The following is a 22,363-nucleotide window of genomic DNA, read 5'->3' as shown; positions in this document are numbered from 1 at the left end:
AACCGCATGTTCGAACGCTTTCAGGCATTCTTCCAGAAGCTCACCGCCGACAACCCGAAGAAAGGTTTTGCCCCTGATGATCCGCGCATCACAGTGGCAGCGCTCTGCATGCAGGTCATGGAGGCCGACGGTCAGATCAAAGCCAGCGAGAAGAAGCGGCTGCGCAAGCTCCTGAAGGAGCAGTATGCGCTCGACGGCAAGCAGCTCGATGCTCTGATGGCCGCCGGCCTCGAGGCCGAAAGCTCCGCCGTCGACTATTATCGCTTCACCGCCGACCTGAAGCGCCATCTCAATACCGAGCAACGGCTGGAGCTGATCGGCATCCTCTGGGACATCGTCTATGCCGATGGCGAACGCAGCGAGATGGAAGACCATGTGATCTGGCGTATCGCCGATCTGCTCGGCGTCTCCTCGCGCGAGCGCATCCAGAAGCGGCAGGAGGCCGCCGCCAGGGTGACAGATGTCCAGGTTGCGCAAGATGATGCCGACTGAGCAAAACCCGAACCGCGACGGGCGCCCTATCCTCATCGTCCTGCATCAGGAGCGGTCGAGCCCCGGCCGCGTCGGCCAGTTGCTCGTCGAAAAGGGCTACCGCCTCGATATCCGTCGCCCGGTTCTGGGCCAGCCGCTTCCGACAACACTTGAAGACCATGCCGGCGCCGTCGTCTTCGGCGGCCCGATGAGCGCCAATGATCCCGATGACTTCCTCAAGAAGGAGATCGACTGGATCGACATTCCGCTCCGGGAAAAGCGCCCCTATCTCGGTATCTGCCTCGGCGCGCAGATGCTGGTCCGTCATCTCGGCGGCAAGGTGCAGTCGAATGCCGACGGCTCGACGGAGATCGGCTGGTATCCGCTGCACCCGACCGAGAAGGGCCGCCTGCTGATGCACTGGCCGAAGATGGTCTATCATTTCCACCGCGAGGGTTTCGAGCTGCCGCGCGGCGCCGACCTGCTGGCCGAAGGCGATGCCTATCCGAACCAGGCCTTCCGCTACGACGGCAACGCCTGGGGCCTGCAGTTCCATGCCGAACTGACCCGGGTGATGATGCATCGCTGGGTCGTGCATGGCGCCCATCGCTTTATCCTGCCGAACGCCCAGCAAGGCCGCGAACATCTCGAAGGCCGCATGCTGTTCGACGCGCCGCTGAAAGCCTGGCTGACCGAATTTCTCGACATCGTCTTCGAGGGAAAGACGGCGAAGGCGGCGTCCTCTATCGCTCTCCGCGCCTAAAGCGCGTCGCGCTTTAGGTCTTTATTTTCAACGCATGTCGTTATCGCAAAACTTAAATCGATTCCGACGATGCAATGGGCGCGTCGAGCGTATCGATCCGGCGCAGTTTGGGGAAACTCGACGCCCAGATCGCCGCCACGACAAGCGTCCCGACCCCGCCGATGACGACCGCCGGCACCGCGCCGAAGAACGCTGCCATCGTGCCCGCCCTGAATTCCCCAAGCTCGTTCGAGGCGCCGACGAAGACCATGTTGACCGCGTTGACGCGGCCGCGCAGTTGATCCGGTGTCCAGAGCGCAATCAGGCTCTCGCGCACATAGACCGACACCATGTCGGCCGCCCCCATCAGCGCCAGCGCCGCGATCGAGACCTCGGTGTTGGTCGAGACGCCGAAGATGATCGTTCCGATGCCGAACAGGGCGACGCCGATGAACATGTAGATGCCGGCGCGATGTCTGAGCGGATAGGCGGCAAGAAAGATCGCCATGACGATGGCGCCAAGTCCCGGTGCAGCACGCAGCAGTCCGAGGCCCCAGGGACCGAGGGTGAGGATATCGCGTGCGAAGATCGGCATCAGCGCCGTGGCCCCGCCGAGCAGCACGGCGAAGAGATCGAGCGAGATCGCCCCCAGCACCACCTTTTCGGTGCGGATGAAACTGAAGCCGCCGAGGATCATCGCCCAGCTCTTGGTCTCGCCCGTCGTCTTCTGCACCGGTTTCGGGATCATGTAGAGAAGGGCGGCACCGAGCACGGAAAAGATCACCGCCACCGTATAGGCAGTCGGCGCACTGACACCGTAGAGCAGGCCACCGAGCACTGGCCCGGTGATTGCCGCGAGCTGCCAGGACGACGAATTCCAGGCGATCGCATTGGAGAGTGCCTCCTCCGGCACGAGATTGGGCGCCAGCGACTGCACTGCCGGCGACATGAAGGCGCGCTCGATGCCGAAGATCAAAAGCACCGCGAAGACAGGCAGCGGCGTAAAGCTTCCCATCAAAGTCATGACAAGCAGTGCCAGCGTGCAGAGCGCGCTCACCAGCGAGCAGAGGGCGGCGATCGCCCGGCGATTGTACCGGTCGGCCACCGAACCGGTGACGAGGATGAGCAGCAGCGACGGCAGGAACTGCACGAGACCGATCAAGCCGAGATAGATCGCGCTGCCCGTCTGGTCGTACATCTGCCAGCCGACCGCGACGCTGACGATCTGCTGCGAGAAGGCAAGCAGGAAGCGCGCGAAGAAGAACCGCGTGTAGGACGAATGCCGGAACGCGGCAAAACGGTCTCCGGTGGGCGAAAACGACATGGATGTTTTCCGAGGAGACGGGCGCCGGAATAGCTGCAAAGCCGCCCGTTAAACATGATTCACCGTGCGTTTCCACACGGCACTTGCCCGTTTAGTCGCCAATGTCTACATGTCTGTCAACAACGAATTGGAGACGATGATGTTTGCGCTGTTTCAAACCATTGATTTGGCTTTGAATATTTACACCTGGATCCTGATTGCCAGTGCCATTTTTTCCTGGCTCTATGCTTTCAATGTTATCAATTCCAGCAATCAGTTCGTCAATTCGGTCGGCACATTCCTCTATAATGTCACCGAACCGGTGCTGAAGCCGATCCGTCGCCTGCTGCCGAACCTTGGCGGCATCGATATTTCGCCGATCATCCTGCTGCTGATCATCTTCTTCCTGCGCACCCTGCTTTGGACCACAGTGTACCCGCTGGTCGCTTGAGCCGTCCCTGGAGCCTTTTCGATGACCATCTGCGCCTCGCCGTCCGGCTGACACCGAATGGCGGGCGTGATGCTCTCGACGGCGTTGAGGCCGACGGCGAGGGCGAAGCTTTCCTGAAGGCACGCGTCACTGCCGTGCCCGAGAAAGGCAAGGCCAACAAGGCGCTCATGCTTTTGATCGCAAGATCCCTGCGCGTTCCCAAATCCAGCGTCAGCCTCGTCTCGGGTGAGACCGCGCGCAAAAAAATCCTCCGGATCGACGGCGATCCGGAGGACTTGGTAAAAAAGCTCGAGATATTTTTAGGCTGAGCGATCAGCCTTTCTTCTTGGCGCGCTCGACGGCTTCGAGGATGAGTTCGCCTGCTTCCTTGGAGTCGCCCCAGCCGAAGATCTTCACCCACTTGCCGGGTTCCAGATCCTTGTAGTGCTCGAAGAAATGCTCGATCTGCTTCAGCGTGATCTCGGGAAGATCGGTGTAGTCCTTCACCTTCTCATAGCGCAGCGTCAGCTTCGGCGACGGCACGGCGATGATCTTCTCGTCCTTGCCGGAATTGTCTTCCATCTTCAGGACGCCGATCGGGCGCACATTGATGACGCAGCCGGGAACCAGCGGGCGAGTGCTGGCGATCAGGACGTCGATCGGGTCGCCGTCTTCCGACAGCGTGTGCGGCACGAAACCATAATTGCCCGGATAGGTCATCGGCGTATAGAGGAAACGATCGACCACCAGCGTGCCGGCTTCCTTGTCCATCTCATACTTGATGGGATGACCGCCGACTGGAACCTCGACGATAACGTTGACGTCCTCAGGTGGATTATTACCGATTGCAATGGCGTCGATGCGCATAAGAAGCTCCCGCGAGGTTGAATGTGCTGGCAGCCAGATAATCAGTTTCATGTGGCAACGCAACATCGCACAGCGCCAATGCTTGACTGCACCGGGCCACATTCACATCAAAAGTTTCTAATAGGAGATAGGCGACCGCCGACTCCGGCGCCGCCGCGTCTTTTCAGACGCCGAGGGCACTGTGGCACCTTGAATGGCCGTTCAGCTCCAGATGAAGCCGATCTTCTTCAATTGCCTGTGGTCGAAACTTTCCATGCCTTCGCAGAAATCGACGCCGCCATGATTGCGGTAGAAGTGGCTGGCGGTCTCATTATCCTCGAGGCACCAGACGACCAGCCCGTTGCAGCCGAGCGACTTCAAGAGACGGCGCGCCTCGCCGAACAGCATCCTGCCAAGACCGATGCCCTGATACTCGGGCCGAAGATAAAGCTCGTAAATCTCGCCTTCCTGCGGCAGAGCGCGGGCCCGGTTGAGGCCGAGCGTCGCGTAGCCGGCGACTGTCCCGGCAACATCGAGAACCAGCAGCGTCGCCGGTCCGCGCGTTGCCTTGCGCCACCAGCTTTCGCCGCGCCGCTCGATCATCTGCGTCAGCGCGCGATGCGGAATGATGCCCGCATAAGTGTGTTGCCAGGCAAGCCTGTGTGTTTCCGATATGGCTCGGGCATCTTGCGGCTCGGCCCGCCGGACATCGATCGACAACGTCTTCATAACGTTTACTCTGGTCCCGCCGAAGGCAACTAACCATATGCACAGAGGCATTGTGATCGCTTGCCCACAGACTTGATATGTGGACGACGATCAAAAGTTAACGCTTTTTTAACGATTGTCACAAGACGGAATCGACGCGGCGCACAATAAAAAACCCCGGCGCGAAGGCCGGGGTTTTGAAGGATTTCTCTCCAGCGCCGCGCCTCTTTTCGAGAGACCCAAGACGCTGCAGCACTTTGAATGGCGCTCAGAGAGCCGCCTTCGTCTTTTCGAAACGCTTGCGATCGTTTGCGTCGAGATACATCTTGCGCAGACGAATATTCTTCGGTGTCACTTCCATCAGCTCGTCATCCTGGATCCAGGAGAGCGCGCGATCAAGCGTCATGCGGATCGGCGGTGTCAGCTTCACCGCTTCGTCCTTGCCGGCAGCACGGATGTTGGTGAGCTGCTTGCCCTTCAGGACGTTGACTTCAAGGTCGTTGTCGCGCGAATGGATGCCGATGATCATGCCGGCATAGACCTTTTCGCCCGGCTCGATGATCATCGGGCCGCGATCTTCCAAGTTGAACATCGCATAGGCGACGGCTTCGCCGGGAGCGTTAGCGAGCAGCACGCCGTTGACGCGGCCGCCGATCACACCCTTGTAGGGCTGATAGTCGTGGAACAGGCGGTTCATGATCGCCGTGCCGCGCGTATCCGTCAGCAGCTCCGACTGGTAGCCGATCAGGCCACGGGTCGGTGCGTAGAAACGCAGGCGGAGACGGTTGCCGCCCGACGGACGCAACTCGACCATTTCGGCCTTACGCTCGGACATCTTCTGCACGACGACACCGGAATGTTCTTCGTCGACGTCGACGACGACTTCTTCGACCGGCTCAAGAAGCTGGCCGTTTTCATCCTTGTGCATCACGACGCGCGGACGCGACACGGCAAGCTCGAAGCCTTCGCGACGCATGGTTTCGATGAGAACAGCGAGCTGAAGTTCGCCGCGGCCGGACACGTAGAACGAATCCTTGCCTTCGGCTTCTTCGATCTTCAGGGCGACGTTGCCTTCCGCTTCCTTGAAGAGACGGTCGCGGATGACGCGGCTCGTCACCTTGTCGCCTTCGGTGCCGGCCAGCGGGCTATCGTTGACGATGAAGGACATGGTGACGGTCGGCGGATCGATCGGCTGCGCCGGCAGCGGTATTGTGATCGAAGGATCGCAGAAGGTGTCGGCGACCGTGCCCTTGGAAAGGCCGGCAATCGCGATAATATCGCCCTGATGCGCTTCGTCGATTGCCGTGCGCTCGATGCCGCGGAAGGCGAGGATCTTGGAAATACGGCCGGTTTCGATCGTCTTGCCGTCGGCGTGGAGAACCTTCACGGCCTGGTTCGGCTTGATGGAACCGGAATTGATACGACCGGTGATGATGCGGCCGAGGAAGGGGTTGGCTTCGAGGATCGTGCCGATCATCGTGAACGGACCTTCGTGGACGGTCGGCTCCGGAACATGCTTGAGCACCAGGTCGAGAAGCGGCGTAAGACCCTGATCCTTCGGACCTTCCGGATTGACATTCATCCAGCCGTCGCGGCCCGAACCGTAGAGGATCGGGAAGTCGAGCTGCTCGTCGGTCGCGTCGAGATTGGCGAAAAGATCGAAGACTTCGTTGATGACTTCTTCGTGGCGGCCATCAGGACGGTCGATCTTGTTGATCGCGACGATCGGACGAAGACCGACCTTCAACGCCTTGGAGACAACGAACTTGGTCTGCGGCATCGGGCCTTCAGAGGAGTCGACGAGAACGATCGCGCCATCCACCATCGAGAGAATGCGCTCGACCTCACCGCCAAAGTCGGCGTGGCCGGGGGTGTCGACGATGTTGATGCGGACACCCTTCCATTCCACCGAGGTCGCCTTGGCGAGAATGGTGATGCCGCGTTCTTTTTCGAGATCGTTCGAGTCCATCACGCGTTCAGCGACACGCTGATTTTCGCGGAACGAGCCGGACTGCTTGAGAAGCTCATCCACCAGGGTCGTTTTGCCATGGTCAACGTGCGCGATGATCGCGATATTGCGAAGTGACATATGTGAAATCTCTGAGGCTGGGGCGCACGCTCTAGAGGACGCGCCTATTAGTTTGGGGCGTCCATACAGTTTTTTTTGCGTTTGCGAAAGGGGGGAACGCGCAAAAGCTGCGGCAAGGCTGTCGCCCCGCCGCATCATAGCGTGTCATCAAATTGTCTTAGGCGTCGCTGCCTGTCAATTCCTCGAAGGTCGAAAGTCCCTTTTTGACAAGCATCGCATCCGGGCTCGGAAGCTTGCCGCGGAAGGCCTTGTAGGCGTCCTCCGGATCGACCGAACCGCCGACGGAATAGATATTCTCCTTGAGCTTGCGCGCCATTTCGCCGTTGAAGGCGTCTCCCGTCTCCTCGAAGGCGGCAAAGGCGTCGGCGTCGAGCACCTCCGACCACATGTAGGAGTAATAGCCGGCCGAATAGCCGCCGGAGAAGATGTGCTGGAAGTGCGGCGTCGCATGGCGCATGACGATCGACTTCGGCATGCCGATCTCGGCAAGCACCTCGCCCTGCACCGCCATCGGGTCCTCGACGGCCGTTCTCGTGTGAAACGCCATGTCGACCAGCGCCGACGAGGTGAACTCGACGGTATTGAAGCCGGCATTGAAGGTGCGGGCGGCAAGCACCTTGTCGAGCAGGGCCTGCGGCATCGGCTCGCCGGTTTCGACATGAACGGCATAGCGCTTCAGAATATCGGGCACCGTCAGCCAGTGCTCATAAAGCTGCGACGGCAGCTCGACGAAATCGCGCGAGACGCCGGTGCCCGCAACCGAGGGATAGGTGACGTTCGAAAGCATGCCGTGCAGCGCATGGCCGAATTCGTGGAATAGCGTGCGGGCATCGTCGAGCGACAGCAGCGCCGGCTTGCCTTCCGCCGGCTTGGCGAAGTTGCAGACATTATAGATGATCGGCAATTCACCGTGGCGGCCGTTCTTCAGCTGCAGCTTGTGCTGCGATTGCAGCGAGCTCATCCAGGCGCCTGATCGTTTCGAGCTGCGGGCGAAATAGTCGCCGAGGAAGAGCGCGACGAGCTTGTCCTCGCGGTCCCTGATTTCGAACACCCTGACGTCAGGGTGATAGGCGGCCACGCCCTTCTTCTCGACGGCCCGGATGCCGAACAGCCGGCCGGCCACGTCGAAGCAGGCTTCGATGATCTTCTCGAGCTGCAGATAAGGCTTGAGCTCGGCCTCGGAGAAATCGAACTTCCGTGCGCGGATCTTTTCGGCATAGTGGCGCCAGTCCCAGGGCATCACCTCGTGGTTCCGGCCTTCCTCGGCAATCAGTGCCGCGATATCGATCTCCTCCTCGCCGGCGCGTTTCACCGCCCGTGCCCAGACAGCCCTCAGCAGGCCGTTCACCGCATCCGCCGTCTTCGCCATCGTGTTGTCGAGTTTCAGCTCGGCGAAATTGCCGTAGCCAAGCAGCGTCGCCACCTGATGGCGCAGCGCCAGCGTTTCCTTGATGACGGCGCGATTGTCCGTCTCTCCGGCATTTTCGCCGCGCGCCACCCACGCCTTGAAAGCCTGCTCGCGCAGATCGCGGCGCTCCGAGAAGGTGAGGAACGGCTCGATGATCGAGCGCGACAGTGTCACCGCATATTTGCCCTCTTCACCCCGTTCGCGCGCTGCTGCCGCCATCGCGTCGCGAAGGAATTCCGGCAGGCCCTCGAGCTCGGCGCTGTCCGAAAGGACCAGTGCCCAGGCCTTTTCGTCGGCCAGCACGTTCTGGCCGAATTGCGTGCCGAGTCCGGCAAGCTTTTCATTGATCGTGGCGAGTTTTTCCTGCTCGGCCTTTTCAAGCTTGGCGCCCGATTTGACGAAGCCTTTCCAGTGGCGTTCCAGCACGCGTGTCTGTTCGAGCGTCAGCCCAAGGCTGTCGCGGCTCTCCCAGAGCGTGTCGATGCGGGCAAAAAGCGCGGCATTCATCCCGATCTTCGAATAATGGCGCGACATCTTCGGCGAGATCTCCCGCTCCAGCGCCTGGATCACATCATTGGTATGGGCACCTGCCTTGTTCCAGAACAGCGACGAAACGCGCGACAGTGCGTCGCCGGCAATCTCCAGCGCCACGACCGTATTGTCGAATGTCGGCGCATCGCCGTTTTCGGCGATCTCGTCGATCTCCCTTTCATGCGCGGCAAGTGCGGCGTCGAAGGCAGCAGCGAAATCGCCGTCGTTCAAGGCATCGAAACGCGGCAGACCGTGAAGACCGTCCCAGGTCACCAGCGCCGGATTGAAATCATGTGGAGAAGACATCGGAGAATTCCTTTTTGGCATGCAAGTGAATCGGCAATATAGGAGAGCCGTCATAGAATTGGTATGTTGCCGGGAAGGACCTTTTGCCTCGCCTGGCAAATCCGGCGGGCGCCTGCCAAATCCGGTGGACAACAATTGATACGTGAAAATTAACCAATCGTTAACGATTGACGCGAATCACGCGCAAGCGCTAGTTTCCAGGTGATCTTCTTGTAAGGGGACATGCGCCATGGAAATTTTTTCTGTGCGGTCTTCTCAGAGTTTGCTTTTTAAAAACAATCCTAATAACGCAAAAAGTTCGAAGACCTCTGATATTCAAATCGAGACCAGAGCTCCCGCCCCGGCCTCGTTCCAGATCGAAGACGATGTTGGCGAAGGCCCGGATTTCACCGCGGTCAGCCCCGGAGAGTTGCGCAATTACGCACGCCAGGGTTTCGACAGTGGCCTGATCGATCAAAACACCTACGCCGCGATCTCCGAACCGCTGCCGATGCATGCGATCGATCCGCTCGGCAACATCATCGATCTCTCCAGCGTCACCGACGGCACCAGCTTCAATTTCCTCGATTATTACCAGAACCAGCTGCAGATCGCCATGTCGATCGGCGATTCTGATGAGGTCCAGACGCTGAAATCGATCGTCAGCTTCCTGAATGCCTGACCTCACGCATGCATAAATAAAAGACAAGCGCGTCGCATGTCTCGGGCACGACGCGCTTTAATCAGGCCTTGCGCCAGCCGAGCAGGCCGGGCGTTGCGTGCCAGAGCGCCTGGGCGGCAAATCCCATGAAAAGCACACCGGAGCAGCGCACGATCAATCGCTCATGGGCGCGATAGAAGCGCCGCACCGTACCGGCGCCGATGATACCGATCAGGATGATGTCGGCCGTCACGAAACCGACGAACGACACGCCGAGCAGCACCGGCAACGCCTCGAAATCGAGCGCGCCGGCCGAGCCTGCAACCAGTGCGGTGAAGGTGGCGAGCGCCACCGGATACCCCTTCGGATTGGTGACGCCGAAGATCAGACCGCGACGAAACGGCCGCTCGACCACAACAAGCGCCTGCCCTTCCGCTTTCGGCTTGGCATTGACGGCGCTCCAACCGATCCAGGCGAGGTAGAAACCACAGGCAAGGCCGAGCAGGTCGAAGACGAAGGTTCCGATCGTCTTTGCGCCGACGATCGCGATCAGCGCCAGCGACGACCAGATGAGATCGCCGACCAGATGCCCCATCATGAAGAAGGCGCCGGCCTTGCGCCCCTGCCCGGCGCCGATGCCGAGCAGCTGCAGGAAGGCGGGTCCCGGAATGAGCACATAAAAGAGCGCCGCCAGAAAGGCGCCGAAGAGCAAAGACTGCGTCATGGAAATGCTCCGGAGGATGATGACGGCAGACTAAGCGATCACGGCCATCCGTCAAGGGTGGTGCACGGCTATGGAGAGTGGGATCAGGTAGCAAGCGCTACCGGAGGCGGCTTTCAAGCCCGAGGCGGACATCTGTTCGTTGTTGAAGGATGCGGCTGCCGCGATGATCTACAAAGCGACGGGCAATCTTCGAGCAATCCAGATCCTGCTCGGACATACCAAGATCGAGAACACGGTCAGGTATCTTGGTGTGGACATCGAGGATGCGTTGGAACTAGCGGAGCATACAGAGATTTGACAGAGTGCGGGGCCGTGCCTCTTAGGGAAAACGTTTCCGGTTTTAGCAGTTCGATTGAGCGGCTATGCGCCAAGAGCGGGCATCGGCTTCTGCAGGAGTGCGTGCCAATTTTCCGGCTGGGTGACGGGTCTTCGTTGCTGGGCTGTATCCGTCAGAACCACTCGCCTTCGATGGTTCAAGCCCTCATCCGGGGGGTTTTGGCAAATACACTAAGACCGAGCCATTCCTGCATGTCGCGCGCGAGGACCCTGTCCCCGTCAAGTTTCAGCGTTTCTGCATCGGTTTCCTGACGTATGGTCGTGAGGCCCATCCAAATTGCGGTCATCGAACGGAGCGACCCTTCAACGATAAGGTCTACATCATAGCCCGGATCGAAATTGCAGAGATCGACTTTTCCGTTTTCGACCACAAGCCACCAGCTCTTTTGCGCGGCCGAAAGTTCCGGGTACAGAAACTGTATCGTACAACGGCGGGTCGGAAGTCTTCTTGTATCGAGGCTCCGCCGCATGTCCCACATGAGCAGAGAAGGGTCGAGATTCTTCAAGGAAAGTCGCGATTCCATCCACCGTTGAGCCCAATTTCCGAGACCTATGATCAGAGGTCTCAATTCTTCGCCCGCTGCCGTGAGTTGGTAATCGGTAATGCCGTTCGCACTCCTTGTCACCGTGATGACGCCCGATTGTTCCAGTTCTTTCAGTCGTTTTGATAGGAGTGCCGGAGACATTTTTGGTAGACCGCGACGCAACTCATTAAAGCGCGTCGATCCGCAAAGGAATTCGCGGACGATCAAGGTCGTCCACCGCGAGCAGAGGATTTCCGACGCCATTGATACTGGACAGAATTGCCCGTAGCCGTCACGCTCTACCATAAGGACCTCCACCGGTCTGGATCAGGCACAATATTGCAAAACAACCGGTCCGCCAAATGCTCCTTGCCTGGCCATACGGCGGCGGCGTTCAGTACAGTTCGTGTACTAGCCGCAATTGTGAAACGAGCGCAGAGTCTCAATCCTCACGAGATAGGAGGCATTGATATGCTCGGGCTTACAGAACCAAAACAGAACCTTGCCGGCGGTCGGACCATTGTCGAACTAACCAATTCGGTCCTGCCCACCATCGCGCAACGCGCCGCATCGATCGACGAGAGCAACACCTTCGTCGGCGAGAATTACGCGCTTCTAAAGGAATCTGGACTCGTGCGGGCAGGCGTTCCAATCGAATTGGGCGGGCTGGGCGCGGAAGTGCCCGAACTTTCTGAGATGCTCAAATCCATTGCTCGTGCATGTGGGTCCACTGCGCTTGCCTTTTCCATGCATACCCATCAAGTCGCCATCCCCGCCTGGCGCTGGCGGCATCAAAAGGTGGCCGCGGTGGAGCCGCTCCTGAGACGTGTTGCATCGGAGCAAATCATATTGCTCTCGAGCGGCGGATCGGACTGGATCGGCGGATCGGGCAAGGCCATGAAAGTTGATGGCGGATACCGGATCACCGCGCGTAAACGCTTCACTTCCGGCGCGGCGGCAGGAAACATCCTGATGACCGGTGCCGTTTATGAAGAACAGGACGGCGCGCGTTCCGTCATTCATTTCGGCGTTCCGATGGCATCGCCAGAGGTTTCGATAGAGGATACGTGGCGAACACTTGGAATGAGGGGAACCGGGTCAAACGATATCATCATCGAAAACCTCTTCGTGCCGGATGCGAGTGTCGCATTTTCCAGAAGCGCGGGGCAATGGCATCCAGTATTTCAAGTCATCGGCATGATCGCGTTTCCTCTGATCTACGCGGTCTATCTTGGCGTCGCCGAGAGCGCCCGCGACATCGCAGTCAAGATGGTCCGTAGCAAGGCCAACAGCGATCATGTGATCGGGTTGGTCGGGCGCATGGAAACGTCTCTGAGGGCCGGACAGATCGCGCATCGCTGGATGTTAGAGGTAGTTGCTCGAAACGAACCGTCCGCGGAAACCGTCAACGAGGTTATGATCGGCCGTTCCTTGGTCGCACGGCATGCTATCGAGGTGACGGAGCTTGCAATGGAGGTCGCAGGCGGCGCGGCATTCTATCGAGAGAACGGGCTGGAGCGCTGCTTCCGTGACATACAGGGCGCTCGCTATCATCCGATGCAGCCTGGAGCCCAGGCGCAATACGCGGGTTCATTCGCGCTCGGACTTCCGACCGAGAAGATTTTCTAGCGCCTGGCGCAACGACGAACTCCGCGGAATCATGGGCTAGAGCCTTTCCGGGTTAGATTGAAGCATTCTGCCGGAGCAGGTTTTCGTCAGGGCAAAGGCGATTGGCGAAGGGCATACCCCTTGGTACGTCCGAGCCGATCGCCTTTGATCCTGGCGCAAAGATGCCCGGCCCTTCGGGTTGGCTGAAACGGGCCGGCTGATCGACCGGCCGGCTTGGCCGTAGAGCTTGGCTACGACGCGCGCCAGCCGGTCGACCATCCGACTCCGTTTGAGCCAACAGAATGCTTCAATCTAACCCGGAAAGGCTCTAGATCACGAATTCCTCCTCGTACCTCTGTGGCTCGGGAACGACCGTAACCTCCACCGGAACGATCCAATTGGCCGCATAGCTCTCGCAGTCGGAACGCTGGAGGTCGGGCTGCACGCACCCCGCCCCATCGATCGCGCGACATCGCAGCATATATCGCCCCACTTTTTCAGGGGTCCACATGTACTCCCACAAGCGCCATGCAAAGGGACGTTCTGTTTCGAGGAGCCTTCCCTCGCGCCAGCCCTTGCCATCTCCGGTGCAGACCTGCACCTGCCGGATAACAGACTCTCCACTCCAGGCGGCTCCGAAAATCCGGTACGGTTGGCCGGCGATGAGACGCGCCCCCTGTACGGGACGCGCGATCTGCGCTTTGACCTCCATCTCCGCAAGGGGGACCAGCCTGGGTTCCCCGAGGCTGCGCTCCCAACGGAAATAGTCGCGCGCCTGCCAGTAGCCAAGGAACGGTTGCTCCACAACCGTGATATGCGTGATCCACTTGACCCAAGCCATGCCGAACCAGCCACCCACGACCGCGCGTAGCGGGTAGCCGTGATCGCGCGTCAACGGCTCCTCGTTCATCGAATAGGCAAGGATCGTGCTGTCAGCGATGGCCTTCTCAAGCGGTAAACTGCGCGCAAAAGCGATGGGGCCGGGAGAAGCCGTTTTCTTGTTCGTGTCGACGACGCCGCTGTCGGCGCCTGCGAGCAGAACCTCACGTGCGGTGCGCTTAACGCCTGCCATTTCCAAAATCTCGCGCAGCAGAACACCTGTCCACGCGGCATTGCCGACGGCTCCGTTCTGCCACTGCAACCCCTCCTTCGGCGGCTCATAGTAGACGCGCCCGTTCCCTGCACATTCGACGACGGCGGTGAAAGTCGTGCTCCGCATCGCCTTGATGCTGTCGAGGTCAAGTTCGATCGGCCGCTCCACCGCCCCGCCAACGCGCAATCTCCAGTCTCGCGCATCGAGGTCCGGCGACGGGAAATGGTTTCGCACGAAGAACAGCTCGGTTGGGATCAGCCAATCGGAGAGCGACGCAAACGGAAACTCGATGTTCTGTGGGGATTTCTGTCGAACTATTAGACTGGGTTGCTGTGGTGTCGGCATCGTCCTCGTCTCCCCTTTCAAGAGCACAACGTCGGCTCTCGGTCGCGCGAATTCCGGTACGATCACACCACCCCTCGCAGTGCGTCTGTCGCATTCCGCCTTCGGGCCGCATTCTAGCACATACCGCACGTTCCTCGGATCGACCTCGAACGGCAGCAAAGGGGCCGACGGCGGTCTTGACCGCTTTGCGCCCATTTCCAGACATACGTCTCGCCGACCCGAACGAGCGACGAGCGACGAGCGCCGCATCTGGGCTTTCGCGGTCGGTGAAACGAAGGTCGCGTCTCGGACCCTTCGAAGCGTTTGTCATCTGTGGCTGCTCGCCAACGCGATTACGGCGAAGCACACTCCGGCAGGCGCAACGGCTTCTTTAGCTTCGTGAACTCTTCCGCTTTGGCGCAATCAGGAAAGCCGACGAGCTGCATGGTTTCGACCAACCGCTGGCGCTCCGCTTCGTTGAATCCGGGAATATTGACAAATCCCTCGACGGTCAAATTGGGAAACCGCCTGAGTGCGTCCGTTACCGAGACCTTCGCCTCTTCAGTTCGGCCAAGAGCCGCAAGCGCGCCCGAACGCATAACCCAGTGTTTCCTTCCATAGTTTTCCGGCGTCAAGCGGTCCAGCATCCGCAGGGCATCCTCATACCGGCCCGCCATGAAATAGGCATGAGTGAAAATCCTGGCACTCCACATCGGGAAACCGGGGTTGAGACTGACCGCCTTGTCGACCAGTTCCGCGGTGCGCTCTGGCTCGCCGAAGGTCGTGGCCCCATCGATATAGAAAGTCAGAACTTCGAACTGGCCGGGAGCGAGGCGCAGCGCGGTATCGAACTCTGCCTTGGCGCGTTCGAATTCGCCTCTATCGCCTAAAATCATGGCATAAACAGCATGCGCTTCGGCATCGCTCGGGTCGAGCTGGACCGCGCGCTCGGCAGCCTCGGCAGACAGAGCCCGGTTCTTGTCGGCTTCAACCCCAAAACCGATCAAGACACCATGGGAATGGCTAAGTTCGACCCAGGCGCGGGCAAGGCCGGGGTCCAGTTCGACCGCGCGGGTGAGCAGCCTGACGGCCTCTTCGACATCCGCCTGATTGACTTGCTCGAGTTTTTCGGTGCCGAGCAGATAAAGTTCGTAGGCGTTGAGATTCTCGGGTGGCTTTCGGTGGGCGGTGATGCGGCCTGCCTCCTGGACCAAACCTGCGCCGCCGCCGAGGCGGTTCGAAATCTGCTCGGAAATTTCAATCTGGATTGCGAACAAATTCTCGTCCGGCCGGTCCCAGCGCTGCGTCCAAAGATGCTTGCCCGTTTTGGCGTCGATGAGCTGCGCCGTAATTCTAACGCGGTCAGACTGACGCTGGATGGAACCCTCGACCACAAATCCCGCACCGAGCGCCTTACCCACTTCACTCGGCACGGCTGGTTTGTCCCGGTATTGTTCAGTCGAGTTACGGGCGATCACGTGGAATTCAGGAAACCCCGCCAGATCGGTGATGATGTCCTCAGTGAGGCCATCGGCGAGACGTCCGGTCGCCTCGTCGCCGCCATAGTTGTCGAACGGCAGCACAGCTACCGACGGTTTGCCGCTTACTGTCGCGGTCGGCCAGAATTGCCAGACCGTCCCGGCCAAGACCAGAATAAGGACTGGCACGGCTGCTGCTGCCCAAACCCAGCGCGGAGGCGATGACCGCCCTGGTTGGCGTGGGGCTTGTCCCTCAAGGAGGACGCGGAAGGCCTGTACCGGTTCGGCGATATTCTTCACCTTCTGCTCGCCCATCGGCTCGAAACCGAAAGCCAGCTTCTTCTCAACCTCCCTGGCGACCTTTCCCGAGACACAGATGCCGCCAGGGTCTGCCAACTGCTGAAGCCTGGCCGCGACGTTGACGCCCTCGCCATACCGGTCCTCGCCCTCAACGATCACCTCGCCGAGATTGATCCCGATCCTGACCCTGATCCGCTGGTCCTCGGGAACGGCGGCATTCCGTTCCGCCAGCCCGCGCTGCAGCGAGACGGCGCATTCCACCGCGTCCACCACGCTGCCAAATTCGGCGAGCATCCCGTCGCCCATCAGCTTGAAAATCTGGCCGTGATGGCGAGCAATATCCGGCTCAAACAGTTCCTTGCGTCCCGCACGAAGGCGCTCGAATGTACCAGCCTCGTCGCGCTCCATCAGCGCGGAATAGCCCACGACATCAGCAGCGAGGATGGCGGAAAGCTTGCGGTCCATTGGTTCGGCCTCACCCGCCCTATTATAGGACTGGTCGCACTTAAATGAAACGACCGACCTCAACAGCGCTTCAGGGGAACCCGCGTTTCATCCAACACTTCCACTGAACGCCGCAGGCAGTCCCTCGGTGTGGAATGCCCATCTGAACCCGATTGTTCGTGTGCCTACCGCAGCAATGTGAGGACCGGCGTCGAACGCAGCCCCACTGTCCGGTGTGGGCGGCGAAGCGGCGCATAACCTAGCTTTAGACTAAGTCCATTTCCGCAAGTTTCGCGATATTCGAACTTGCCTCCCGTTATGTCATTGCGGGCCTTCATAATTTATAAAACGCCGTCCGATTTGGGCCAAACCCTAAACTTGGCGGCAAGAACTCTAACGTCCGTTTTTTGTGTCGGGCGTCCTCGCCGCGGACGGTCGGCTATCGGGGGCCGTAGCGGTCGTCTATCCAAGCCGAGCCGATGTCCGTTGTTGTTGCAATCCGGCCATCCAGAACGCTCTAGAGTGTGGTGGCGTTTGCCACCACACTCCACGAAAAAGCCCGCGCGGCGATGCCGGCGGGCTCATATCCGGTTCGAAGGCGAACCGTGATTATTTCACGAGGTTGCGCTTGGCGAGCGTGCGCAGGCGCAACGCATTGAGCTTGATGAAGCCGGCCGCATCCTTCTGGTCGTAGGCGCCCTGATCGTCCTCGAAGGTGACGAGCTTGTCGGAATAGAGCGACTTGTCGCTTTCGCGGCCGATGACCATGACATTGCCCTTGTAGAGCTTCAGCGTCACTTCGCCTTCGACATGCTCCTGGCTCTTGTCGATCAGCGCCTGCAGCATCTCGCGCTCCGGCGAGAACCAGAAGCCGTAATAGATCAGCTCGGCGTAACGCGGCATGATGTCGTCCTTGAGATGGGCGGCACCGCGGTCGAGCGTGATCGATTCGATGGCGCGGTGCGCCGTAAGCAGGATGGTGCCGCCGGGGGTCTCGTAGACGCCGCGCGACTTCATGCCGACAAAGCGGTTCTCGACGAGGTCGAGACGGCCGATGCCGTTGTCGCGGCCGTAATTGTTGAGCGCAGCCAGCAGCGTCGCCGGGCTCATGCGCACGCCGTTGATCGAAACCGCATCACCCTTTTCGAAGCCGACCTTGATGGTCGTTGCCTTGTCGGGTGCGGCCTCAGGCGAAATGGTGCGCATATGCACATATTCAGGCGCCTCCTGGGAGGGGTCTTCGAGAACCTTGCCTTCGGAAGAGGAATGCAGAAGGTTGGCGTCGACGGAGAACGGCGCCTCGCCCATCTTGTCCTTGGCAACAGGGATCTGATGCTGTTCGGCAAAGGCCAGCAGATCGGTGCGGCTCTTGAACGCCCAGTCGCGCCAGGGCGCGATGATCTTGATGTCGGGGTTCAGGGCATAGGCGGATAGTTCGAAACGGACCTGGTCGTTACCCTTGCCGGTCGCGCCGTGGGCGATCGCATCGGCGCCGGTCTTCTTGGCGATATCGATCAGATGTTTGGAAATCAACGGACGGGCGATCGAGGTGCCGAGCAGGTAGACGCCCTCATAGACGGCATTGGCACGGAACATCGGGAAGACGAAATCGCGCACGAATTCTTCGCGCACATCCTCGATGTAGATCTCCTTGATGCCGAGCATCTCGGCCTTCTTGCGCGCCGGCTCCAGCTCTTCGCCCTGGCCGAGATCGGCGGTGAAGGTGACGACTTCGGCGCCGAGTTCCGTCTGCAGCCACTTCAGGATGATCGAGGTGTCGAGTCCGCCGGAATAGGCGAGAACGACTTTCTTCACGTCTTTGTATGATGCCATGATGATGAGGTCCGTTGCATAAAAGGCCGGCAAAACCCGGTGTCGCGGCACTTTTAGCGAGATTGGCGCGTGACGCAAGGCCAAGTGCGACGGTGATGGTGCCGATAGCGTTTGACAGGGCGAAAGCGGAGCCCATATTCGCCAGCGTCCGCAAATGCTCGAGGAGAGGCTGCCCCGTGACGAATATTCAAGACATTTTCAAGAAATCCAATGTTGCCGTCATCACCGGCGGCGCCTCCGGCATCGGTCTTGCCGCGGCGAAATATTTCGCCGGACGCGGCATGAGCGTCGGCATTGCCGATCTCGGCGGCGATCGGCTGGCCGACGCCGCCAATGAACTCAAGGCCATTGCCGGCGAGGAAAATGTGATGGCGGTCGAGACCGACGTCGCCAGCAGAGACTCGCTGGAAGCGCTCGAACGCGCGGTGCTCCAGCGTTTCGGCCGTGTGCACGTGCTGATGAACAATGCCGGCATCGGTCCGGAAACCTCGATCTTCAGCCCGCAGACGAACTGGGACAATATCTTCGCCGTCAACCTGATGGGTGTGATCAACGGCACGCGTACCTTCGGCCCGAAGATGCTGTCGCATGGCGAGCCGGGCCTGATCATCAACACCGGCTCCAAACAGGGCATCACCACGCCGCCCGGCAACCCCGCCTACAACATCTCCAAATCAGGCGTGAAAGTCTTCACCGAAGCGCTGCAGCACGAGCTTCGCAACACCGAAGGCGGAAAGATCTCCGCCCATCTTCTGATCCCAGGCTTCGTCTTCACCGGCCTCACCAAGGGCGACCGCGCCGAAAAACCGGCCGCTGCCTGGACCGCCGAGCAGACGGTCGATTTCATGGTCGAGAGCCTCGAACGCGGCGATTTCTATATTCTCTGCCCCGACAATGACGTGGCGCGTCCGGTCGACGAGCGCCGTATGCTCTGGGCAGCCGGCGATATCGTCGAGAACCGGCCGCCGCTGTCACGCTGGCACAAGGATTATGCCGACAAGTTCAAGGCGTTCCTCGAACAGAAGTAATCGGCGCCATCAGAAGGTTTGATTGGTAATTTTCCGAAAGCCGGGTAAGAGATCCCCAGATCCTTTCCGGCTTTCAGAGTGTGTCATGGATTTCCTGCCGAGCCTGCCGACCCTTCTCGCCTTTGCCGCCGCGACGCTGCTGCTTGCGGCGACCCCAGGCCCCGATATGACGCTGTCGATCAGCCGCGCGCTGGCCCAGGGCAAGAAGGCGGCGCTCTTCGTTGTCGTCGGCACCAGCCTCGGCATCGTCGTCCACACCATGCTGGTCGCTTTTGGCATTTCGGCGCTGATCACCGCCTCGCCGACCGCCTTCCTGATCCTGAAGACCGGCGGTGCCGCTTATCTGCTCTGGCTGGCGGTGCAGGCGATCCGCTTCGGTTCGAAGCTCACCGTCGCCAAGGTCGAGGAGCAGAAGGGCACGGCGCTTTCGAACATCTCGTCGGGCTTCTGGGTCAATCTTCTGAACCCCAAGGTCATCATCTTCTTCATGACCTTCCTGCCGCAATTCGTCAGCGCCGGCGATCCGGCCGTCACCCAAAAGCTGCTTTTCCTCGGCTTCTGCTTCATCCTGATCGGCATGCCGGTCAACGCCAGCGTCGTCTTTGCCGCCGACTGGCTGGCCTCATGGCTGCAGAACAACAAGAAAGTGCTGCGCGGCATGGATTACACCTTCGCCGGCGTCTTCTCGATCTTCGCCGCAAAGATCCTGCTCACCCAGGCGAGATAGCCGCGGTTGCGCAGCAATCCAGCGGTCGGCATATCGATCCGCCCGCGGTCGGTTGATCGATCCGCCCGCGGTCGTGAAACGATCCGCCGCCAACTACAACAATATTCGCGAGACGCCATGCCGGAACAGGCAGTGACCGCGAATTTCGTCGTCTTCCAAAATTATTCCATGCCTTTCGCGCGATTACTTGTGATCAACATATGATCGTAAGTCGGCAATTGTGGCTAGGCCACGCCACCTTCGCTGCCCACATATCCTTTACGGCTCACGAAGAGCTGCCTTGAAAGGATAAGTCCATGTTTACGTTCCGCAATATCATAACAGCAGGAGTTGTTGCGCTGACGTTTGCCGCCACCTCCCTTACAGCGACAACACCTGCCTTGGCTCACGGCGGCGGAGACCATGGCGGTGGCGGTTTCTCGCGGGACGGCGGCCACTTCGGCGGTGGTGCGCATATGGGCGGCGGCAATTTCGCCGATCGCGGCTTCGGAGCGAATCATTTCGGCGGAGCCAGCCATTTTGGCGGACACCGCGACGGCCGTTTCGCCTTCCATGATAGAAATCGTCTGTTCTTCGGCGATGACGACTATTACCCGGAACAGTGCCAGCCGGAATGGCTCAACCAGTACGGCCATCGCGTGCTGGTGGAAGTCTGCTCTTGATGACGATCCCCCTGGCTTCTGAGGAGTCGTGAAACGATCAGCTGCCCGCTAACCGATCAGCAACGCATCGTCATCCAGCGTCTGGCCGCGCATCTTGCGGAACATTGCGATCAGATCCTCGACCTGCAACGTCTTGCGGCTGTCGCCGGCGACATCGAGTACGATCTCGCCGCCATGCAGCATCACCGTCCGGTGGCCATAATCGAGCGCCTGGCGCATCGAATGCGTCACCATCAGCGTCGTCAGCTTGCGCTCGGAAACGATCTTCTGGGTCAGACCCATGATGAATTCCGCCATGCCGGGGTCAAGCGCCGCCGTATGTTCGTCGAGCAGCAGCACTTCCGAGCCCGCCAGCGTCGCCATGACCAGCGAGACCGCCTGCCGCTGCCCGCCGGAGAGCAGGTCCATGCGGTCCTTCATGCGGTTCTCCAGCCCGAGATTGAGCTCGGCGATCCTCGCGCGGAAATGGTCGCGCCGTTTTGCGCCAAGCGCCGAAACGAGCCCCCGCCGTTCGCCGCGGCGTGCCGCAAGCGCCAGGTTCTCCTCGATCGACAAGGCACCGCAGCTTCCGGTCAACGGGTCCTGAAAGACGCGGGCGACCAGCCCGGCGCGCGCCGCCGTCGTCTTGCGCGTGACGTCTGTATTGCCGATCAGCACCTGTCCTTCGCTGGCCAGAACATCGCCGGCGAGCACGCCAAGCAGCGTCGATTTGCCAGCGCCATTCGAGCCGATGACGGTAACGAAGGAGCCTTCCTCGATCGTCAGGCTGACGCCCGAGAGCGCCTGCTTCTGCAGCGGCGTACCACGCCCAAAGACGACCTTGATGTTTTTGAGGTTGATCACGACGCGGCACCTCCGCGCAAACGGGGAAGGATGAGCGCCACGGTCACCAGCACGGCGGTGACGAAATTGAGGTCGGACGCCTGCAGGCCGATGACGTCGCTCGAAAGCGCCAGCTGGATCGCGATGCGATAGAGGATCGAGCCGAGCACGCATCCAACAAGCGCGATCAGCAGACCGCGCCGCCCAAGCAGCGTCTCGCCGATGATGACGGCCGCCAGACCGACGACGATCGTGCCGACGCCCGAGGTGACGTCGGCAAAGCCGTTCGTCTGAGCAAATAGCGCGCCGCCGAGCGCCACCAGCGCATTGGAGATCGCCATGCCGAGATAGATCTGCCGGCTGGTATCGACACCCTGGGCCCGCGCCATCCTCGCATTGGCGCCGGTCGCCCGCATTGCCAGCCCGGCATCACTCTCGAGGAAACGCCAGACCAGGATGAGCGCGATGACGACGAGAACACCGACGAAGAGCGGCCGCACGTAGAAATCGCGAAGGCCATGGCCGAAGAACGGGCTGATCATCGTGTCGGCATTGATAAGCGCGACATTGGGTTTGCCCATCACGCGCAGATTGACGGAAAACAGCGCGATCATCGTCAGGATCGAGGCGAGCAAATTGAGGATCTTGAAGCGCACGTTGAGCAGCGCCGTCACCATGCCTGCGGCGGCACCGGCCGCCATGGCGATCAGCGCTGCAAGCCAGGCATTGACACCGGCAATGATCAGCACGGCCGTCACCGCCGCGCCAAGCGGAAAGGAGCCATCGACCGTCAGGTCGGGGAAATCCAGAACACGGAAGGCGAGATAGACCCCAAGGGCGACGAAGGAATAGACCAGTCCGAGTTCGACGGCCCCCCAGAATGCGATTTGGCTCAAGGCTTCCGCCCCTCTTCTGTCCGTTTCCGCTCCGCGCCCTGCGCGAAACATCAGGCTTTTAATACCATCAGCCGCCCCCGTGTGGAACGG

At 60.1% G+C, this 22,363-nt stretch carries 21 protein-coding genes and 1 pseudogene; 10 read left to right on the top strand and 12 right to left on the bottom strand.

What is annotated here, in order from left to right; all coding sequences use genetic code 11:
- The first annotated feature begins 6 nt into the window (after window positions 1-6).
- Window positions 7-492, top strand: a complete 486-nt coding sequence (locus GR198_RS16875; RefSeq protein WP_017962409.1) for a TerB family tellurite resistance protein — start codon at window positions 7-9, stop codon at window positions 490-492.
- The gene (locus GR198_RS16870) at window positions 461-1,234 is read left to right on the top strand and encodes a glutamine amidotransferase (protein ID WP_164069280.1); all 774 of its coding nucleotides are present in this window, start codon (window positions 461-463) and stop codon (window positions 1,232-1,234) included. Before GR198_RS16875 ends, GR198_RS16870 begins: the two co-directional genes overlap by 32 nt.
- Window positions 1,235-1,286: 52 nt before the next feature.
- On the opposite strand, the gene GR198_RS16865 is transcribed toward GR198_RS16870, so the two are convergent.
- Window positions 1,287-2,537: an MFS transporter gene (locus GR198_RS16865; protein ID WP_164069279.1), complete on the bottom strand. Its 1,251-nt coding sequence runs from the start codon at window positions 2,535-2,537 to the stop codon at window positions 1,287-1,289.
- Between the two features lie 139 nt (window positions 2,538-2,676).
- Here GR198_RS16865 and GR198_RS16860 point away from each other — a divergent pair, with 139 nt between their 5' ends.
- Window positions 2,677-2,967 carry a YggT family protein gene (locus GR198_RS16860; protein WP_026158917.1) on the top strand — a complete coding sequence of 97 codons (291 nt, stop codon included), beginning with the start codon at window positions 2,677-2,679 and terminating at the stop codon, window positions 2,965-2,967.
- The gene (locus tag GR198_RS16855) at window positions 2,964-3,275 is read left to right on the top strand and encodes a DUF167 domain-containing protein (RefSeq protein WP_164048465.1); all 312 of its coding nucleotides are present in this window, start codon (window positions 2,964-2,966) and stop codon (window positions 3,273-3,275) included. Before GR198_RS16860 ends, GR198_RS16855 begins: the two co-directional genes overlap by 4 nt.
- Before the next feature lie 4 nt (window positions 3,276-3,279).
- On the opposite strand, the gene ppa is transcribed toward GR198_RS16855, so the two are convergent.
- The 4 genes from ppa to GR198_RS16835 all read right to left on the bottom strand — a co-directional run bounded on the left by ppa (window position 3,280) and on the right by GR198_RS16835 (window position 8,834).
- Window positions 3,280-3,813, bottom strand: a complete 534-nt coding sequence (ppa, locus tag GR198_RS16850) for an inorganic diphosphatase (protein ID WP_012759330.1) — start codon at window positions 3,811-3,813, stop codon at window positions 3,280-3,282.
- 201 nt (window positions 3,814-4,014) lie between these two features.
- Window positions 4,015-4,521 (bottom strand): GNAT family N-acetyltransferase, encoded by a 507-nt coding sequence (locus GR198_RS16845; protein ID WP_003543622.1) that lies wholly within the window; start codon window positions 4,519-4,521, stop codon window positions 4,015-4,017.
- A 247-nt stretch (window positions 4,522-4,768) separates the two neighbouring features.
- Window positions 4,769-6,589, bottom strand: a complete 1,821-nt coding sequence (gene typA / locus GR198_RS16840; RefSeq protein WP_012759331.1) for a translational GTPase TypA — start codon at window positions 6,587-6,589, stop codon at window positions 4,769-4,771.
- Between the two features lie 157 nt (window positions 6,590-6,746).
- Complete coding sequence (locus tag GR198_RS16835) at window positions 6,747-8,834, bottom strand: M3 family metallopeptidase (RefSeq protein WP_164069278.1); 2,088 nt, start codon at window positions 8,832-8,834, stop codon at window positions 6,747-6,749.
- Window positions 8,835-9,063: 229 nt separating this feature from the next.
- Here GR198_RS16835 and GR198_RS16830 point away from each other — a divergent pair, with 229 nt between their 5' ends.
- The gene (locus tag GR198_RS16830; RefSeq protein WP_163876080.1) at window positions 9,064-9,495 is read left to right on the top strand and encodes a hypothetical protein; all 432 of its coding nucleotides are present in this window, start codon (window positions 9,064-9,066) and stop codon (window positions 9,493-9,495) included.
- A gap of 61 nt (window positions 9,496-9,556) precedes the next feature.
- Here the strand turns inward: GR198_RS16830 and GR198_RS16825 are convergent, their stop codons facing one another.
- On the bottom strand, window positions 9,557-10,198 hold the full coding sequence (locus GR198_RS16825) for a LysE family translocator (protein ID WP_024320406.1): 642 nt from the start codon (window positions 10,196-10,198) through the stop codon (window positions 9,557-9,559).
- A gap of 157 nt (window positions 10,199-10,355) precedes the next feature.
- On the opposite strand from GR198_RS16825, the pseudogene GR198_RS16820 reads away from it, so the two are divergent.
- Window positions 10,356-10,496, top strand: a pseudogene (locus tag GR198_RS16820) (integrase); the annotation flags it as partial.
- 175 nt (window positions 10,497-10,671) lie between these two features.
- Here GR198_RS16820 and GR198_RS16815 read toward each other — a convergent pair.
- Window positions 10,672-11,364 carry a winged helix-turn-helix transcriptional regulator gene (locus GR198_RS16815; RefSeq protein ID WP_164069277.1) on the bottom strand — a complete coding sequence of 231 codons (693 nt, stop codon included), beginning with the start codon at window positions 11,362-11,364 and terminating at the stop codon, window positions 10,672-10,674.
- 165 nt (window positions 11,365-11,529) lie between these two features.
- Here GR198_RS16815 and GR198_RS16810 point away from each other — a divergent pair, with 165 nt between their 5' ends.
- The gene (locus GR198_RS16810) at window positions 11,530-12,687 is read left to right on the top strand and encodes an acyl-CoA dehydrogenase family protein (RefSeq protein WP_164069276.1); all 1,158 of its coding nucleotides are present in this window, start codon (window positions 11,530-11,532) and stop codon (window positions 12,685-12,687) included.
- A gap of 307 nt (window positions 12,688-12,994) precedes the next feature.
- On the opposite strand, the gene GR198_RS16795 is transcribed toward GR198_RS16810, so the two are convergent.
- The 3 genes from GR198_RS16795 to GR198_RS16785 form a co-directional block, all read right to left on the bottom strand.
- Window positions 12,995-14,104, bottom strand: a complete 1,110-nt coding sequence (locus tag GR198_RS16795; RefSeq protein ID WP_204337143.1) for a sulfite oxidase — start codon at window positions 14,102-14,104, stop codon at window positions 12,995-12,997.
- A gap of 332 nt (window positions 14,105-14,436) precedes the next feature.
- A complete protein-coding gene (locus GR198_RS16790; RefSeq protein WP_164025382.1) occupies window positions 14,437-16,326 on the bottom strand; it encodes an adenylate/guanylate cyclase domain-containing protein in 1,890 nt (629 codons plus the stop codon).
- A gap of 588 nt (window positions 16,327-16,914) precedes the next feature.
- The gene (locus tag GR198_RS16785; RefSeq protein ID WP_011653876.1) at window positions 16,915-18,138 is read right to left on the bottom strand and encodes an argininosuccinate synthase; all 1,224 of its coding nucleotides are present in this window, start codon (window positions 18,136-18,138) and stop codon (window positions 16,915-16,917) included.
- A 176-nt stretch (window positions 18,139-18,314) separates the two neighbouring features.
- Here GR198_RS16785 and GR198_RS16780 point away from each other — a divergent pair, with 176 nt between their 5' ends.
- The 3 genes from GR198_RS16780 (at window position 18,315) to GR198_RS16770 (ending at window position 20,555) form a co-directional block, all read left to right on the top strand.
- Window positions 18,315-19,166, top strand: a complete 852-nt coding sequence (locus GR198_RS16780; RefSeq protein WP_029870913.1) for an SDR family NAD(P)-dependent oxidoreductase — start codon at window positions 18,315-18,317, stop codon at window positions 19,164-19,166.
- 85 nt (window positions 19,167-19,251) lie between these two features.
- Window positions 19,252-19,893, top strand: coding sequence for a LysE family translocator (locus GR198_RS16775; RefSeq protein ID WP_017962425.1), 642 nt, complete (start codon window positions 19,252-19,254; stop codon window positions 19,891-19,893).
- 296 nt (window positions 19,894-20,189) lie between these two features.
- The gene (locus tag GR198_RS16770) at window positions 20,190-20,555 is read left to right on the top strand and encodes a hypothetical protein (RefSeq protein ID WP_164069275.1); all 366 of its coding nucleotides are present in this window, start codon (window positions 20,190-20,192) and stop codon (window positions 20,553-20,555) included.
- Window positions 20,556-20,603: 48 nt separating this feature from the next.
- Here GR198_RS16770 and GR198_RS16765 read toward each other — a convergent pair whose 3' ends face one another.
- On the bottom strand, window positions 20,604-21,398 hold the full coding sequence (locus GR198_RS16765) for an ABC transporter ATP-binding protein (RefSeq protein ID WP_029870911.1): 795 nt from the start codon (window positions 21,396-21,398) through the stop codon (window positions 20,604-20,606).
- On the bottom strand, window positions 21,395-22,273 hold the full coding sequence (locus tag GR198_RS16760) for an ABC transporter permease (RefSeq protein ID WP_017989717.1): 879 nt from the start codon (window positions 22,271-22,273) through the stop codon (window positions 21,395-21,397). Before GR198_RS16760 ends, GR198_RS16765 begins: the two co-directional genes overlap by 4 nt.
- Between the last annotated feature and the right edge of the window lie 90 nt (window positions 22,274-22,363).

Source organism: Rhizobium leguminosarum, from assembly GCF_010668065.1.
Classification (GTDB): domain Bacteria; phylum Pseudomonadota; class Alphaproteobacteria; order Rhizobiales; family Rhizobiaceae; genus Rhizobium; species Rhizobium leguminosarum_S.
This window is presented reverse-complemented; position numbering and strand designations above follow the sequence as displayed.